The organism is bacterium (assembly GCA_035308905.1).
Lineage (GTDB): Bacteria > Sysuimicrobiota > Sysuimicrobiia > Sysuimicrobiales > Segetimicrobiaceae > DASSJF01.
Genome location: DATGFS010000015.1, coordinates 1 through 13,179, shown reverse-complemented (window position 1 = coordinate 13,179; position 13,179 = coordinate 1). Strand labels below are relative to the sequence as shown.

General features: G+C 68.8%; 13 protein-coding genes. 7 read left to right on the top strand and 6 right to left on the bottom strand.

Features of this window, described 5'->3' with window-relative positions; all coding sequences use genetic code 11:
- Window positions 1–109: 109 nt before the first annotated feature.
- The 4 genes from VKT83_04610 (at window position 110) to VKT83_04595 (ending at window position 2,861) form a co-directional block, all read left to right on the top strand.
- Window positions 110–496, top strand: coding sequence for a DoxX family protein (locus VKT83_04610; GenBank protein HLY21731.1), 387 nt, complete (start codon window positions 110–112; stop codon window positions 494–496).
- Window positions 497–533: 37 nt separating this feature from the next.
- Entirely contained in the window at window positions 534–1,205 is a 672-nt protein-coding gene (locus tag VKT83_04605; protein HLY21730.1) for an O-methyltransferase, read from the top strand.
- A gap of 37 nt (window positions 1,206–1,242) precedes the next feature.
- Window positions 1,243–1,812, top strand: a complete 570-nt coding sequence (locus tag VKT83_04600) for an HdeD family acid-resistance protein (protein ID HLY21729.1) — start codon at window positions 1,243–1,245, stop codon at window positions 1,810–1,812.
- A gap of 146 nt (window positions 1,813–1,958) precedes the next feature.
- Window positions 1,959–2,861: a catechol 2,3-dioxygenase gene (locus VKT83_04595; GenBank protein ID HLY21728.1), complete on the top strand. Its 903-nt coding sequence runs from the start codon at window positions 1,959–1,961 to the stop codon at window positions 2,859–2,861.
- Window positions 2,862–3,093: 232 nt separating this feature from the next.
- Here VKT83_04595 and VKT83_04590 read toward each other — a convergent pair whose 3' ends face one another.
- Window positions 3,094–4,107, bottom strand: a complete 1,014-nt coding sequence (locus VKT83_04590; protein HLY21727.1) for an ABC transporter substrate-binding protein — start codon at window positions 4,105–4,107, stop codon at window positions 3,094–3,096.
- Window positions 4,108–4,240: 133 nt separating this feature from the next.
- On the opposite strand from VKT83_04590, the gene VKT83_04585 reads away from it, so the two are divergent.
- Window positions 4,241–4,789 (top strand): hypothetical protein, encoded by a 549-nt coding sequence (locus VKT83_04585; protein HLY21726.1) that lies wholly within the window; start codon window positions 4,241–4,243, stop codon window positions 4,787–4,789.
- Between the two features lie 21 nt (window positions 4,790–4,810).
- Here VKT83_04585 and VKT83_04580 read toward each other — a convergent pair whose 3' ends face one another.
- Window positions 4,811–5,035 (bottom strand): DUF5652 family protein, encoded by a 225-nt coding sequence (locus tag VKT83_04580; GenBank protein HLY21725.1) that lies wholly within the window; start codon window positions 5,033–5,035, stop codon window positions 4,811–4,813.
- Window positions 5,036–5,171: 136 nt separating this feature from the next.
- Here VKT83_04580 and VKT83_04575 point away from each other — a divergent pair, with 136 nt between their 5' ends.
- The gene (locus VKT83_04575) at window positions 5,172–6,083 is read left to right on the top strand and encodes a DMT family transporter (protein HLY21724.1); all 912 of its coding nucleotides are present in this window, start codon (window positions 5,172–5,174) and stop codon (window positions 6,081–6,083) included.
- Window positions 6,084–6,171: 88 nt separating this feature from the next.
- Complete coding sequence (locus VKT83_04570; protein HLY21723.1) at window positions 6,172–8,433, top strand: diguanylate cyclase; 2,262 nt, start codon at window positions 6,172–6,174, stop codon at window positions 8,431–8,433.
- Between the two features lie 4 nt (window positions 8,434–8,437).
- Here the strand turns inward: VKT83_04570 and VKT83_04565 are convergent, their stop codons facing one another.
- The 4 genes from VKT83_04565 to VKT83_04550 all read right to left on the bottom strand — a co-directional run.
- A complete protein-coding gene (locus VKT83_04565; protein HLY21722.1) occupies window positions 8,438–8,797 on the bottom strand; it encodes an STAS domain-containing protein in 360 nt (119 codons plus the stop codon).
- Window positions 8,794–10,956 carry a SpoIIE family protein phosphatase gene (locus VKT83_04560; GenBank protein HLY21721.1) on the bottom strand — a complete coding sequence of 721 codons (2,163 nt, stop codon included), beginning with the start codon at window positions 10,954–10,956 and terminating at the stop codon, window positions 8,794–8,796. The genes VKT83_04565 and VKT83_04560 overlap by 4 nt, the downstream gene beginning before the upstream one ends.
- Window positions 10,953–12,212, bottom strand: a complete 1,260-nt coding sequence (locus tag VKT83_04555) for an ATP-binding protein (protein ID HLY21720.1) — start codon at window positions 12,210–12,212, stop codon at window positions 10,953–10,955. The genes VKT83_04560 and VKT83_04555 overlap by 4 nt, the downstream gene beginning before the upstream one ends.
- Window positions 12,213–12,244: 32 nt before the next feature.
- Window positions 12,245–13,179: PAS domain-containing protein (locus VKT83_04550; GenBank protein ID HLY21719.1), on the bottom strand; the 935-nt coding region annotated here is incomplete at its 5' end.

Here is a 13,179-nt window from a genome sequence, read left to right as displayed (position 1 = left end):
CGGGATTGCCGCGTCCCGGTTCGTCGTTGAATCTGGACTCATTGTTGAACGTATCGCACCCGAGCGTCTGAAGTCCGCCCATTCACCGGCTCCGTGCAGGAGGCCATGGGTGTTCCCACAACTGCATCAATTCACCGATCTCGCGTTGGTGCTGCTCCGGCTGATGGTGGCCATCGTCTTCGTCAACAGCGGATGGAGCACGCTCAATGCCCCGGCGCGCCGCGCGAAAGACCTGGGGTTCAGCCGGCCGTTCACGGTGTTCCTGGGGGTCGCAGAGATCCTCGGCGGGCTCGGTGTCCTCTTCGGGATTCTCACTCAGCTCGCGGCCGCCGGCCTGATTCTCATCAATCTCGGCGCCGTGCACAGGAAGAGCCTCGTGTGGCGCACCGGGTTCTGGGGCGAGGCAATGGCCGGCTGGAGCTACGACCTGTTCTTGATCGCGATGAACCTGGTGATTCTTACGACCGCGGGCGGCCGCTTCGTGGCGTGGGGGTAGGGTGGGGCGCGCCCCCGGCCTCGCTTCGGGTGACGTGATGAACCAGGAGCAGTGGACCGCGGTCGATCAGTACCTCTGCGACGTGCTCGTCGCGTCCGACCCGGCGTTGGATGCGGCGACCGCGGCCCGCGCGGCCGCCAGGCTGCCGTCGCACGATGTCTCGCCGAACGAAGGCAAGCTGCTGCACCTGCTGGCCCGCATGCAAGGCGCGCGCGTCATTCTGGAGATCGGAACGCTTGCCGGCTACAGCACGATCTGGCTGGCGCGGGCGCTCCCGCCGGGCGGCCGTCTCGTGACGCTCGAGGCCGATCCACGCCACGCGGACCTCGCCCGCGCCAACCTTGCCCGGGCCGGGCTCGCCGGGATCGTCGACGTGCGCGTGGGACCGGCGCTGGGGACGCTGCCCCGGCTCGCGGCGGAAGGTATGGGCCCCTTCGACTTCGTCTTCATCGACGCCGACAAGCGCAATAATCCCGGCTACCTGGAGTGGTCGCTCAAACTGTCGCGGCCCGGCACGCTGATCGTCGCCGACAACGTCGTGCGCGGAGGCGCGGTGGCGGATCCCACGACCGCCGATCCCGACGCGCAGGGCGTGCGGCGGTTCAACGCCCTGATCGCCGCCGACCCGCGTCTGGCCGCCACTGCGATCCAAACGGTCGGCGCCAAAGGCTGGGACGGCTTCGCGCTAATCTTGGTCACCGCGGTCTGACTCGCACGCCACAACGTCTAGGGAGCGGGGTGGGACGATGAGCGTAGGATCCGGGATGGTCCAGGTGCTGGCCAGGAACTGGTGGGCGCTCGCGCTTCGCGGGGTGTTTGCGATCATCTTCGGACTGATCGCGCTGATTAACCCCGGGCTGACGCTGCTCGCGCTCGTGTTCCTGTTCGGCGCGTACTCGCTGATCGACGGCGTCTTCGGCGTGGCCGCGGCGGTCCGCGCCGCGGAAGCCCACAATCGGTGGGGGTGGTTGCTGGTCGAGGGGATCGCCGGCATCGTGGCCGGCATCATCGCCTTCGTGGTGCCGGGGATCACGGCCATCGTGCTGCTCTACTTGATCGCGGCGTGGGCCCTCGTTACCGGGGTGTTCGAGTTGATCGCGGGTTTCCGCCTCCGCGGCCACCTCGCCAACGAGTGGCTGCTGCTCCTCGGCGGAGCCGCCTCGATCATCCTCGGGGTGCTGCTGATCGTACGTCCGGGGGCCGGTGCGCTCGCGCTCCTGTGGCTGATTGGGTTCTACGCGATCCTCTTTGGCGTGCTCATGCTGAGCCTCGCCTTTCGCCTGCGGGGACACGCCGCGCCGGCCGCGGGGGTCTGACCTGGCAATCGCGTCGCGCCGCGGGCCGCGCCGCAGCGCACGACCGGAGTAGTGTGCGCGCGCGGACGCTGCACAGGATATTCTTGCGTTAGGCCGGAACGGTGCCGCCGACCGGCGCTCTCCCAGCCGCATGGGGAGGTGGACCGATGGCCGCTCCTGAGCCGATCTTCGACGTTGCGCAGCTGGCGCACGTGGAGATCCTCACGCCGGACCCCGAGCGCACGCTGTGGTTCTTCAAGGATCTGCTCGGCATGCAGGAGACGGCGCGGGAAGGACAGTCGATTTTCCTGCGCGCGTACGAAGAGTTCTACCATCACTCGCTCAAGATCACCGAAGCCGCGGCCCCCGGGCTCGGGCACGCCGCGTGGCGCAGCACTTCTCCGCAGGCGCTCGAGCGGCGGGTGCAGGCGATCGACGCGGCCGGGTTGGGCGGCGGCTGGTCCGACGGCGATCTCGGACACGGACCGGCCTACCGCTTCACGACCCCGGGCGGACACCGCATGGAGCTCTTCTGGGACGTGGAGTACTATCAGGTTCCCGGTCGGGCGAAGAGCCGGCTTCTGAACCGCCCGCAGCAGCGGCCGCTCACCGGGGTGCCGGTTCGCCGCCTGGACCACATCAACGTCAATGCCGTCGACGTGAGCCTCAATCGCCAATTTCTGATGGACCGACTGGGCTTCCGGCTGCGCGAACGGCGCGTCCACGATGACGGCAGCGAGGGCGCCGTCTGGCTGAGCGTCAGCCCGCTCGTCCACGAAATCGCGGTCATGCGCAGACCCGCCGACGGCCTGAACCACATTTGCTACTGGTACGGCTATCCGCAGCATCTGTGGGACAGCGCCGAGATGTTCCGCGAACACGGCATCCAGATCGTCCGGGGGCCGAGCAAACACGGAATCAGTCAGGCGCTCTGTCTCTACGTGAATGAGCCCGGCGGGAACGAGGTGGAGCTGTTCGGCGACGCCGGATACCTGATTTTCGATCCCGACTGGAAGCCGATTACGTGGACGGACAGCGATAAAGACCGCGCCGGGTTCTGGCTCGGCTGACGGCCCGGCCGTTCGGCCTCGCCGCACCGGCTTAGGGCACCAAGCGCTCCAGCCGTCACGATACTACAGTCGCGGCCGTAGGGCCGCATTTCGGGCCGTTTTCCCCAGGATGTTAGGCGTTAGAATTGCCGTTATGTGATGTAGAAGCTAATTATCCCTTAGACGGCAAGGCCTAGCAAACGCGGTCTTGCCAGGGGCTGAGGACGTGCCCAACTCCCCTGCCGAGGGACGCCTATAGCTTCAAGGCGTTCGGGATCGGCGGCAAATCATTGAAAAACTCTGGATGCTCGCGTTCGACCTCGCGGAGGATTCTGAGGTCGAACATCTCCTGGAACGCGGGCGCCTGCCTCAATGCACCGATCTTGACGGCAAAGTCGGAGCCCGCCTGGGCCGCCGCAGCCGTGACCTTGGAGATGCGCACGTCCGGGTGTAGCAATCCGACGGCAGCCCGCGCGAGCTCCCGTGGGACGCCCTTGAGCTGCTGCCTGACCATGATGTCCGTCGTCTCGTCGGGATGGGTCCGGACAAATTGGGCGGCTTCCGCGAAAGCCGTGGTGTAACGCTTCATCGTCCCCGGATGCGTCGCGAGGTATTCGGCACGTACCACTCGTAGCTCCAGGAACTGTATATAACCCCCTCCCCGTTGAACGACAAACGCGCCGTCCGTCGCCCGAAGGATCCGTGAGGCACCCGGTTCCGGGGACACTATGGCGTCCACCGTTCCGCTCCGGAGCGCGCCGAACAGGTCGGCAGTATCCACGAGTGTGACGACACTGACAGGATCAAGGCCCTTGGCGGCAAGCGCGAAGAACAAATACTGGTGAAAGTCGCTTGTGCGGCGGACGCCGACCTTCTTCCCGCGCAGGTCTTCCAGGTGGCCCTCACGGATGCCACTCGCCCCGCGGGCGACGACGGCGACGTATGAGTCGGTTGGCACCTTCCCTGTGGCATCCCCGTTGGATACAACAACGGCCTTTAAGCGTACGCCCTGGCCTATCGTTTGCGCAATCGCAGTCCCAGCTGCCCCGGCAATCTGGGCGGAGCCATCAGCAACCTGCCGCAGGGCCTGGAAACCGCTCGCTGCGGTACTCACCTGGATCTTTAGACCATACTTTTCGAAGATGCCTCGAGCAATGCCCACGACCATCGGCGCATCGAGGGCCGACGAGCCAAGAACCGTGACCACCAATGTCGTGATTGGGGTCGCGGCCGCCGTGCCCGCCGCCAACAGTACCGAGAGCAGCACTACCTGGATGAAACGGCGTCCTCCTGTACGCATCCGGCACCCCGCTCGCGTATCTTCCGCTGTGCCAACCGTTTCACTACTCTTTGTTTCGTCGGGATCTCCTATCGCGCGCTCCCCCTACCGGTGGTTGGCGGTGGAATGGACTTTGGCGGAGAGCGCCGCTATCCTCACCAAGAGGATCAGCGCGGGCGCCGGCGCGCCGGGCATCAATTCGGGGTGTCTAATGGGGATCATCGTTGTGTCGTTCGTGTTCGATGCCCCGGTGCTGGATTGGCTCAAAGCGGAGGGCGTGGACGTACCTCCAGACTACCGGCAAAGCCGTTGGCCGTCCCCCAACGAACTCCGAACGATCCTTGAATCGCTCCCCGGATATGTTGTCCGCTATCGGGGCAGACAGGGACAGGACTGGGACGCGGAGGTCGTCGATGCGGCACGCGGCTACGAAGGCATGAGCGCGACGATCTGGGTCAAGGGCGTCCAGGATCCGAACGCGCCGCATCCGTTCAGCTTTCATAAGCCGTGGCCTGAGCTGGCCGTCGCGATTCTGGAGCGGATCTCGCGCACGTGCGGACCCCGTGTGGTTACGAACGACGTGTACCTCCGCCCCGTGATCGTCACCGCGGGGTGCGACCCGCGAGAGCGCGCGGAGCGACTCGACGATCCGAGCCCCCGTCGCGCGTAAGCCGCACGCCAGGATCTCCCCTCACCCGGTGGATGGATGTGGACGAGGCGCGAAGAACAGCAGGTAGACGATTTCCAGGAGCCCGGCGGTATTTGCGAAGAGCAGCACGATAAACCATGCCGCCTGACCCGCCCGGGCGGCTCTCCACAGCGCGAAGCCCTTCCAAATCAGCGACCATACGATCAACGCAGTCAGCAGGACCGGGTTCAGATGCGGAACGCTCATCGGGAAACCGAGTGGACCCATTGGTGAAGCCCCCCGTGGTTCTCGGCCGTCGCGCAATCGCCGCGCGTCCCCGGATGTTCGCCGATCGAGCCGGTGCGGGCCGGGTCGACGAGGCGCTCGACGCGCTCATACCGTATTCTAAAGTACCGCGAAGCCTATGGCCGCGATCCTCATCCTGATCTCCGCGTCCCTCTACGGGGTCTCGCCGATCCTGGCGAAGATCGCCTACAGCTACGGCGTGACGCCGCTTGTCCTCATGACGTGGCGTGTCAGCATCGCGGCGGCGCTGTTCTGGACCGCGGCGCTGGCGTTCCGCCAAGTGGCGGCCGTGGAACGCCGCATGCTCGGCGCGCTCGTGATCTTGGGCGCGACCTTTGTCCCGGCGCAGGTGTACTCGTACTTCTACGCCTTGTCCCTGCTGCCGGCGTCGACCGCGTCGGTGATCGTCAACACCTCGCCGGTCCACGTCGCCTGGATGGAGCGGCTCGCGCTCGGCGAGCAACTTGCCCGGGGGGATCTCCTCATCTTGGGTGCGATCGTCGCCGGGGCGGTCCTCGTCGGGGGCGCGACCCCGCACGCCGGGCACACCTTCGGTTTTGTCGTCCTCGGCGCGGCGACGCTCGCCTCGGCGTCCTATCTCGTCATCCAGCGGCGCGTCGTGCGCGACGTGCCGCCGGTCATGATGCTCGCCGTGATCCAATTGAGCTCCGCGGCAGTGTACTGGATCGCCGTGGCCGCGACGCACGCGTCGCTGGCGCCGCTCGCGCCGCCGGCGCTGGCGGCGATCGTCGCATCGGCGTGCACCGCGTCGATCGCGTCGTTTCTCGTGCTGATCGCGCTGCGGACGCTCGCCGCGACCCGCACGGCGATGCTGGGCATGCTCGAGCCGGTCGTCACGGTGATCCTCAGCGTTGCCCTGCTGGCCGACACGATGACGTGGCCGCGGCTTGCCGGCATCGTCACCGTGCTCGCCGGCATCACGACCTTCTATTGGCGGCTGCGGCAGCCGGTCGATACTATTGGATTCACGGCTCCTGGGTCTGATGGAGGAGATTCTGGGGCAGTATGATGCAAGAATCTCGCCTTAACATAGGCTTGGGGCCGCAAGCGGAGGGACGTGGTGCACGCCGTGAGCCGGACGCCGGCATGAACGCTCGATGAACCGAATGCTCGTGTACCACGCGACCCGCTGGGGAGCGCTCGCCGGCGGCGTATTGCTTACCGCCGCGGCGGTGCGCGCGGAGCCCGTTCCCCCTCCCCTGCTGCTCGGCGCAATCGCACTACTCTGCTTTGCCGCGGAATCCGGCAACCTCACCCTGCCGTACGCGGGATCGGTGTCGTTCGGCTCCGTCGCGACGCTGCCGGCCATTCTCTTGATCGGTCCCGGCTACGCCGCGTTGTGCGGGGCGCTCGGCCAAATCGCCATTCCTCTCCGGCACCGGCGGCCGCCTGCGACGCTCCTCTTCAACGCGAGCCAGCGCGCGGTCGCGCTCGTGCTGGCCGGGCGCGCCTGGTCGCTTGTCGCGTCCGGACGGCTCTGGGTCGACACGGCGCACCCGGCGCTCGCTCCGGCGCGCGTGGTCCCGGCGGCGCTCGCGTGCGTCGCGGTTTACGCGGTCGCGACCCACGTCCTGGTGAGTCTCTACTCGGCGACGCGGCGCGCGCTGCCGGTGTGGACCGTCCTGGTCGGGAACGCCTCGATTCGCTTCGCCGCGACGGCCGCCCTCGGATGCTTCGGCCTCCTGCTCGTCTTGATCGCCCTCGGCGTGCCGACGGCGCCGCCGAACTTCGAATACGTGCTGCTCCTGCCGGTCGTGGCGGGGGTGGTCTTCCTCATCTACGACGCGCATCGCCAAACCAACCGGCAGCTCTTCCATCTCTATTCGGCCGTGACCGACCTCGTGCAGGCGGCCGACCTGGATCAGCTCCTGAAGCGGCTGGCCGGTCTGCTGGATCGCCTCGCCACCCCGGCGGGATTGTGGGTCGCGCTGCGGAACGAGGACGGGCAATTCGAGGTCGCGGCGTCGAGAGGAATCGATCGCGCGGCCGCCCAGCGTCTCGCGGACACCGTGACGCGCGAGATGTGGGGCCCGCGCCCCGACGCGTCGGTGCGGCTCACACGAATCGCCGACTACACCCGCAGCGTGCCCGAGGCGCCCGCCGTGTCGGGTGAACCGCTGCGCAGCGTCATGCTGGCACCGCTGACCGCCGGCCCCGATCTCGTCGGCGTGCTCGGCATGGTGCACCCGATCGCCGACTATTTCATCCCGGCGCAGGAGCGTACGGTCGCGATGCTGGCGGCCGAGGCCGCGCTCGTCGTCAACTACCTGCGGCTGTACCGGGAATCGCAACAGAACCTCGCCCGGGCCGAGCAGCTGCAGACTCGGAACGCCGAGCTGCTGCGCGACTCGCAGCGGCGCGCGCACCAGCTCACGCTCCTGAACCGGGCCTTCATGCGGGTCGCGACGTCGTTGGCGGCGGACGAGGTCTTCGGCGGGCTCGTCGACGAGCTGCACTCCTCGCTCGGCTATCCCCGCGTCTCGCTGCGGCTCCTCGAGGCGGACTCGCTGCACCTGGCCGCGGACCGCGGGTATGCCGGCGCGCCCGAGCGGATTCCGGCCAGCCGAGGCATCGTGGGCCGGGTCGCGCGCACCGGGCAGCCGGCGCTCGTGCTGGACGTCCGCCGCGATCCGGACTACATCCCCTCGCACCCCATGGTCACGCAGCTCGCGGCCGCGCCGATCACGAGCCGCGGCGCGGTGGCCGGGGTGATCATGATCGAGAGCGTCGAGCCGGTCCTGACCTCGGCGGATCTCGAGCTCTTGACGACCCTCGCCGGCTACGCCGCGCTCGCCATCGAAAACGCGCGCAACTACGAGGAGGCCCGCACGCTCGCGACCACCGACGTGCTTACGGGCCTGCCGAACCGGCGGATGCTGTGGGCCACGTTCGAGCGCGAGCTGGCGCGGGCGATCCGGTACGGGGCCCCGCTCTCGGTGATCATGGTGGAGGTCGACCGGTTCAAGCTGTACAACGACACGCACGGGCACCTGCGCGGGGACGACGCGCTGCGGCAGGTCGCGCGCGTGCTCCTCCAGGAGCACCGCGTGCACATCGATGTCGTCGCGCGCTACGGCGGCGACGAGTTTGTGGTGCTGCTGCCGCAGACCACGAAGGCGGAGGCGGCGGAGATGGCGGAGCGGATCCGCCGCGGGATCGGGGTCGCGGCGGACGCCGGACTGCCTCCGCGCGGCGCCGACGGCGCCGGGGTGCTCGTGACCGTGAGCCTCGGCGTCGCGAGCTTTCCTGAGGACGGGCGGACGATCGAAGCCGTGCTGCGCGCGGCGGACCGGTCGATGTACGAGGTGAAAGCCGCCGGCGGCGACGCCGTCGCCGTGGCTCCCGGCGCGCCGCGCTGAGACGCTAGGCGCTTTCCCGCATCATCGTCAGCGCCTGATTGACGCTCGTGTCCAGCGGCACCACCGCGTCCACGTGGGTCAACAACAAGATCCGCCGGATCAGGGACTTCTCCGGCATCGCGACGCGGAACTTGAGATGCCGCATCTTGAGGCGCTCGGCGAGCTCGAGGATGAGCTGCACGCCGCGGCTGTCGAGGTAGGTGACCCCGCTCAGGTCGAGGACGAGGCCGGGCGCGGTGTTGGAGACCATCCCGAAGATCTGGCTGCGCACTTCCGCGGCGTTCGCGAGATCGATCTCGCCGTCGAGCGCCGCGACCGGAATGCCGGCCTCTTCCGTCATCCGAACTTCCACGGCCGTCGTCATACGTGGACCCGTCCGCCGTCCGGCGCGGCGCCGCCGGCCGCTTCTGGGCCTGCGGGCATCCTTGGTTCACGCCGTGGGCCCAGGGCCAAAGATGCGCCTCCCGCCGCGTGGGCGATTCGTTTGCGCATCTGTACCGCCGTTCCGGTCGAACCCTGCACCACCTGAACCTCTCCCATAAGGGCCTCCATCAGTTTCAGTCCGTGGCCTCGGTACTGTCCCCGGGCGGTGCGCCACCGGCCGATATCGCGGACCGTGGCGGTCAGCATGCCGTGGGCCAGCGCCACCTCGCATTCGAACAATCCGTCGGTTGGGCCGTACGCGTGCTCGATCGCGTTCGCGCAGGCTTCATTGATCGCCGTCATGACGTCGTAGGCCTCCTCCGGGGCCACGTCGGCCGACTTGAGCCAGCGCCGCAGCGTCTGCCGCATCTGCGCCAGCGACGCCGGCACCGCCGGCAGCCGGATGTCCAGGCGCTCCGGGCTGAGGGGCGAGAGCCGCAGCGCGACCAGCGCCACGTCGTCCTCGGACGTCCGTCCGGCGAGCGCCGACGCGAGCACGCGGTCGACGAGATCGTCGACGGGCGCGTCGCCGCACCGGCGCAGGACCTCCGTCACGCGCGCGAACCCCTCGTCGATGCTCTGGCCTCGGACTTCGAGGAGCCCGTCCGTGTAGACCATGATGGTCGAGCTCGGAGCGAGCGTCGCGGTGTCCTCCCGGTACGCGATCCCGCGCACGCCGAGCGGCGGCGCGCCGGCGGTGAGGCGCGTGACGCCCTCCGGCCCCACGATGAGGGGCGGCAGATGGCCGAGGTTCAGGTACCGGATCGCCCGGGTCTCCGGATCGACCATCAGGTAGACGAGCGTCGCCATCGTCCGGTCGTCGACGAGCCGCGTCAGGCGCTCCGCGATGAGGGCCGGCGGGTTGCCTTCGAGAGCGTAGGCCCGGAGCGCGTTGCGCAACTGCCCCATGACGGCCGCCGCCCACACGCCCCGCCCCGCCACGTCTCCGATGACGAGCCCGATGTGTCCGTTCGGCAGCGTCAGCACGTCGTACCAGTCGCCGCCGACCGCTTCGTGGTTCCCCGGCAAATACCGGGCCGAGAGGACGACCCCGGGAATGTCGGGCAGGCGCTCCGGCAGCAGGCTGCGCTGCAGGGTCTCGGCCGTGCCGCGCGCCCGCTCGTAGAGCAGCGTGTTCTCAAGCGCGACCGCAACCTGCAGCGCGACCGCCTCGATCTGCACGCGCACTTCGGCGGTGAACACCCGGCCGGCGGGCCGCGCCAGCACCATCGCGCCCAGCGGTTGGCCGAGCCGTCCGCGGACGGGGAGCGCAAAGAACGACGACCAGGGTCCGTCGCCGTTCGCCGCGGCCCGCGCGAGCGGCGCGAAGGTCGCGGCCGGCAGGTCGACGGGGCCGTGCTCGATGCCGCAGATCGCCGCGAAGATCCCGACGACGTCCTCCCGGGGGATCCGCAGGCCGACGCTCTCCGGCGCGATCGCGGTGGCCCAGCGCCCCGGGTCGGCCAGCATGGCGGCCTGATCGTCGCCGCGGTAAAAGCCCGCCGTGGCCAGGCTCGCGCCCGACAGGCGGCAGGCCGCGTCGACGACCGACTTCAACACCTCGTCGACGCCGCGGGCGCCGTGAATGGCCGCGGCGACGTCCGTCAGCGCCCGCAGCTGCTCGACCGTCTGCCGCAGCTCCGTCGTGCGCTCCTGGACGGTCTCCTCGAGGCGGCCGGCGTGCCGCGACAGCGCGTGCTGCTGATCGCTGATCTGGCGCCGCAGCTGCCGCACCTGGACGGCGCGGCCGAGCGAGGCGATGAAATACTCGCGGTCGATCGGCTTCTGCACGTAGTCGTAGGCGCCGGCGCGCAGCGAGCGAATCGCGAGGTCGTGTTCGCCGTGGCCGGTGATCAGGAGTACGGGCGTGTCCGGACGGAGGCCGCGCACCCGGGACAGCAGCGTCAGACCGTCCATGCCGGGCATCTTGATGTCGCTCACGATCGCGTCGTAATCGACCGCGGCGATCTGCTCGAGGGCCGGCGCGGCCGACGCGCAGATTTCCACGGCGGTGCCCGGCATGCGCAGGCGAATCGTCTCGGGCAGCGCCTCGAGCAACGCGGCATCGTCGTCGACGACGAGGACGCGGGGCGGCGTCATGTAATCGAGGGCTCCAGCACGGACTCTTGCAGCTGCGGCAGCTGGACGAGGAACGCCGCGCCCGGCTCGGGCTGCCGGACGACGGTAATCGAGCCCCCGTGGTCCTTCAGGATCCCGTACGTGATTGCGAGGCCGAGGCCGGTCCCCTTCCCCACGCTCTTGGTGGTGAAGAAGGGGTCGAAGATCCGGCGCTCGAGCCCGGGCGGAATCCCGGGCCCCGTGTCGCGCACGAGCACGTCGGCCCAGCCGGGCCGCAGGCTGCTGCGAATCTCGATCCGCCGCGCGCCCGTCGGCAGGGACTCGGACGGGGTGTCCCCGAGCGCGTCGCGGGCGTTGGTGAGGAGGTTGATGAAAACCTGCTCGAGCTGGATCGGGCTGGCCGCGACGATCGGGGCCTCCGGCGCGAGATCGAGCACGACCTCGATGTCCCGCAGGCGCAGCTGCTCCTGCATCAGCGACAGCGCGTGCATGATGACCTCGTTCACCGAGACCGGCTCGCGGCTGACCGGCGCCGTGCGCCCGAACGTACGCAGATGGGAAATGATCTCGGTGGCCTTGCGGACCTGTGCGGTCGCGCGGTCGAGGTCGTGCGCCACGTGCTCGAGGTCGATATCCCGGTCGATCCCGCCGAGGCGGATTTGGTCGATCACGTTGCCGATGAACAGGCCGATGTTGTTGAGCGGGTTGTTGAGCTCGTGGGCGACGCCGGTGGTGAGCTCGCCGAGCGTGGCGAGCTTGCCGGCCTGCACGAGCTGCTCCTGCTTGTCGCGCAGGTCCTGCTCGCGGCGCTGCATCTCCATCGTCATCTCGTGCAGATCGCCCATGATGTGGATCATCGCGCTCCGCGCCTGGCCGAGCCGGAGGTTGGAACGGTGCGAGTCCTGGAGGATGTGCAGCAGCGCGCGCCGCGAGTTGTCGAGGCGCTCGGTCTGCTGAGCGAGGCGGCGGCGGTCCTGCTCGTAGTCGACCAGGATGTGCAGCATCGCTTTGCGCTGGTCGCCGAGCCGGCGGTTCACGTCGTGGAGGTCGGCCATGATGTGCAGCATCGCGCGGCGCTGCTCGTCGCGCTGGCGCAGGCGCCCTTCCAGGTCGGCGATCCGTTCGAGGAGGCGCGCGTGCTCCGCCGCGGACAGCGCCGGCGGCGTCCCGTCTCTCGCGGGACTTCCTGCCTGCCAGGAGGCTTTGCCGTTGCCCCCCGGGACGGCGGGCGCGGCCGATTGTGGCGCTGCCCCGTCTGGCGCGGGACCTCCGGCCACTGCGCGGCCTCCTGCCGGGCGGGCGTCCACCCCTACTGCTGCGTGTCGCCCCGCAGCCGCTCCACTTCGCTCTGCCACCGCTCCACCTCTTTTTCGAGCGCGATCATCTTGATCTCGCGACCGACGACGACCTCTTCGAATTTCTCGAGCTCGAGGATCTTTTCTTGAAGCTCGAGCTTCGACTTCTCGAGGTCACGGACGACGCGCTCGTAGGCGCGCATGTCGCGGAGGATCCCGATGACGCCGATCACCTTACCGTCGGAATCACGAAGGGCAGATGCGTTGAGACCGGTCGGAATGACCTCGCCGGTGGCGGCGCGCGGGTTGAGGCGGACGTTCCGGGTCACGCCGCGCTCGACGACCTCGCGGACCGCCGCGAGGAACTCGCGGGTTTCCTGAGGCGAGATGAACCGGGAGAGCGACTGCTCGATCACCTCGTCTCGGCGGAAGCCGAGCACTTCCGACACCGCGTCGTTGGTGTGCAGGATCTTGCCTTCGAGGTCGGAGACGAACACGGGGTCCGGGGCGTTCTTGATCAGGCTCTCCGCGTAGGCGCGGGCTTTGTCGAGCTCGCGCATGTCCCGGAGGATGCCGATGGCGCCGATCGCCTTGCCGTCCGAGTCGCGCAGGGCCGAGGCGTTGAGCGTCGTCGCAATGACCTCGCCGGTCGCGGACCGCGGGTTGAGGCGGACGTTCCGGATCACGCCGCGCTCGACGACCTCGCGGAGCGCGGCGAGGAACTCGCGGGTCTCCTCGGGCGAGATGAACCGGGAGAGCGACTGCTCGATCACTTCGTCTCGGCGGAACCCGAGGAGCTGCGAGACCGCGTCGTTGGATTCTAGGATCTTGCCTTCGAGGTCGGAGACGAACACGGGGTCCGGGGCGTTCTTGATCAGGCTCTCCGCGTAGGCGCGGGCTTTGTCGAGCTCGCGCATGTCCCGGAGGATGCCGATGGCGCCGATCGCCT

Excerpts from the sequence above, each read along its gene's own strand:
- VKT83_04605 (HLY21730.1), top strand. The coding sequence starts at position 534 with ATGAACCAGGAGCAGTGGACCGCGGTCGATCAGTACCTCTGCGACGTG.
- VKT83_04575 (HLY21724.1), top strand. The coding sequence starts at position 5,172 with ATGGCCGCGATCCTCATCCTGATCTCCGCGTCCCTCTACGGGGTCTCG.
- VKT83_04580 (HLY21725.1), bottom strand. The coding sequence starts at position 5,035 with ATGGGTCCACTCGGTTTCCCGATGAGCGTTCCGCATCTGAACCCGGTC.
- VKT83_04570 (HLY21723.1), top strand. The coding sequence starts at position 6,172 with ATGAACCGAATGCTCGTGTACCACGCGACCCGCTGGGGAGCGCTCGCC.
- VKT83_04565 (HLY21722.1), bottom strand. The coding sequence starts at position 8,797 with ATGACGACGGCCGTGGAAGTTCGGATGACGGAAGAGGCCGGCATTCCG.
- VKT83_04595 (HLY21728.1), top strand. The coding sequence starts at position 1,959 with ATGGCCGCTCCTGAGCCGATCTTCGACGTTGCGCAGCTGGCGCACGTG.
- VKT83_04600 (HLY21729.1), top strand. The coding sequence starts at position 1,243 with ATGAGCGTAGGATCCGGGATGGTCCAGGTGCTGGCCAGGAACTGGTGG.
- VKT83_04560 (HLY21721.1), bottom strand. The coding sequence starts at position 10,956 with ATGACGCCGCCCCGCGTCCTCGTCGTCGACGACGATGCCGCGTTGCTC.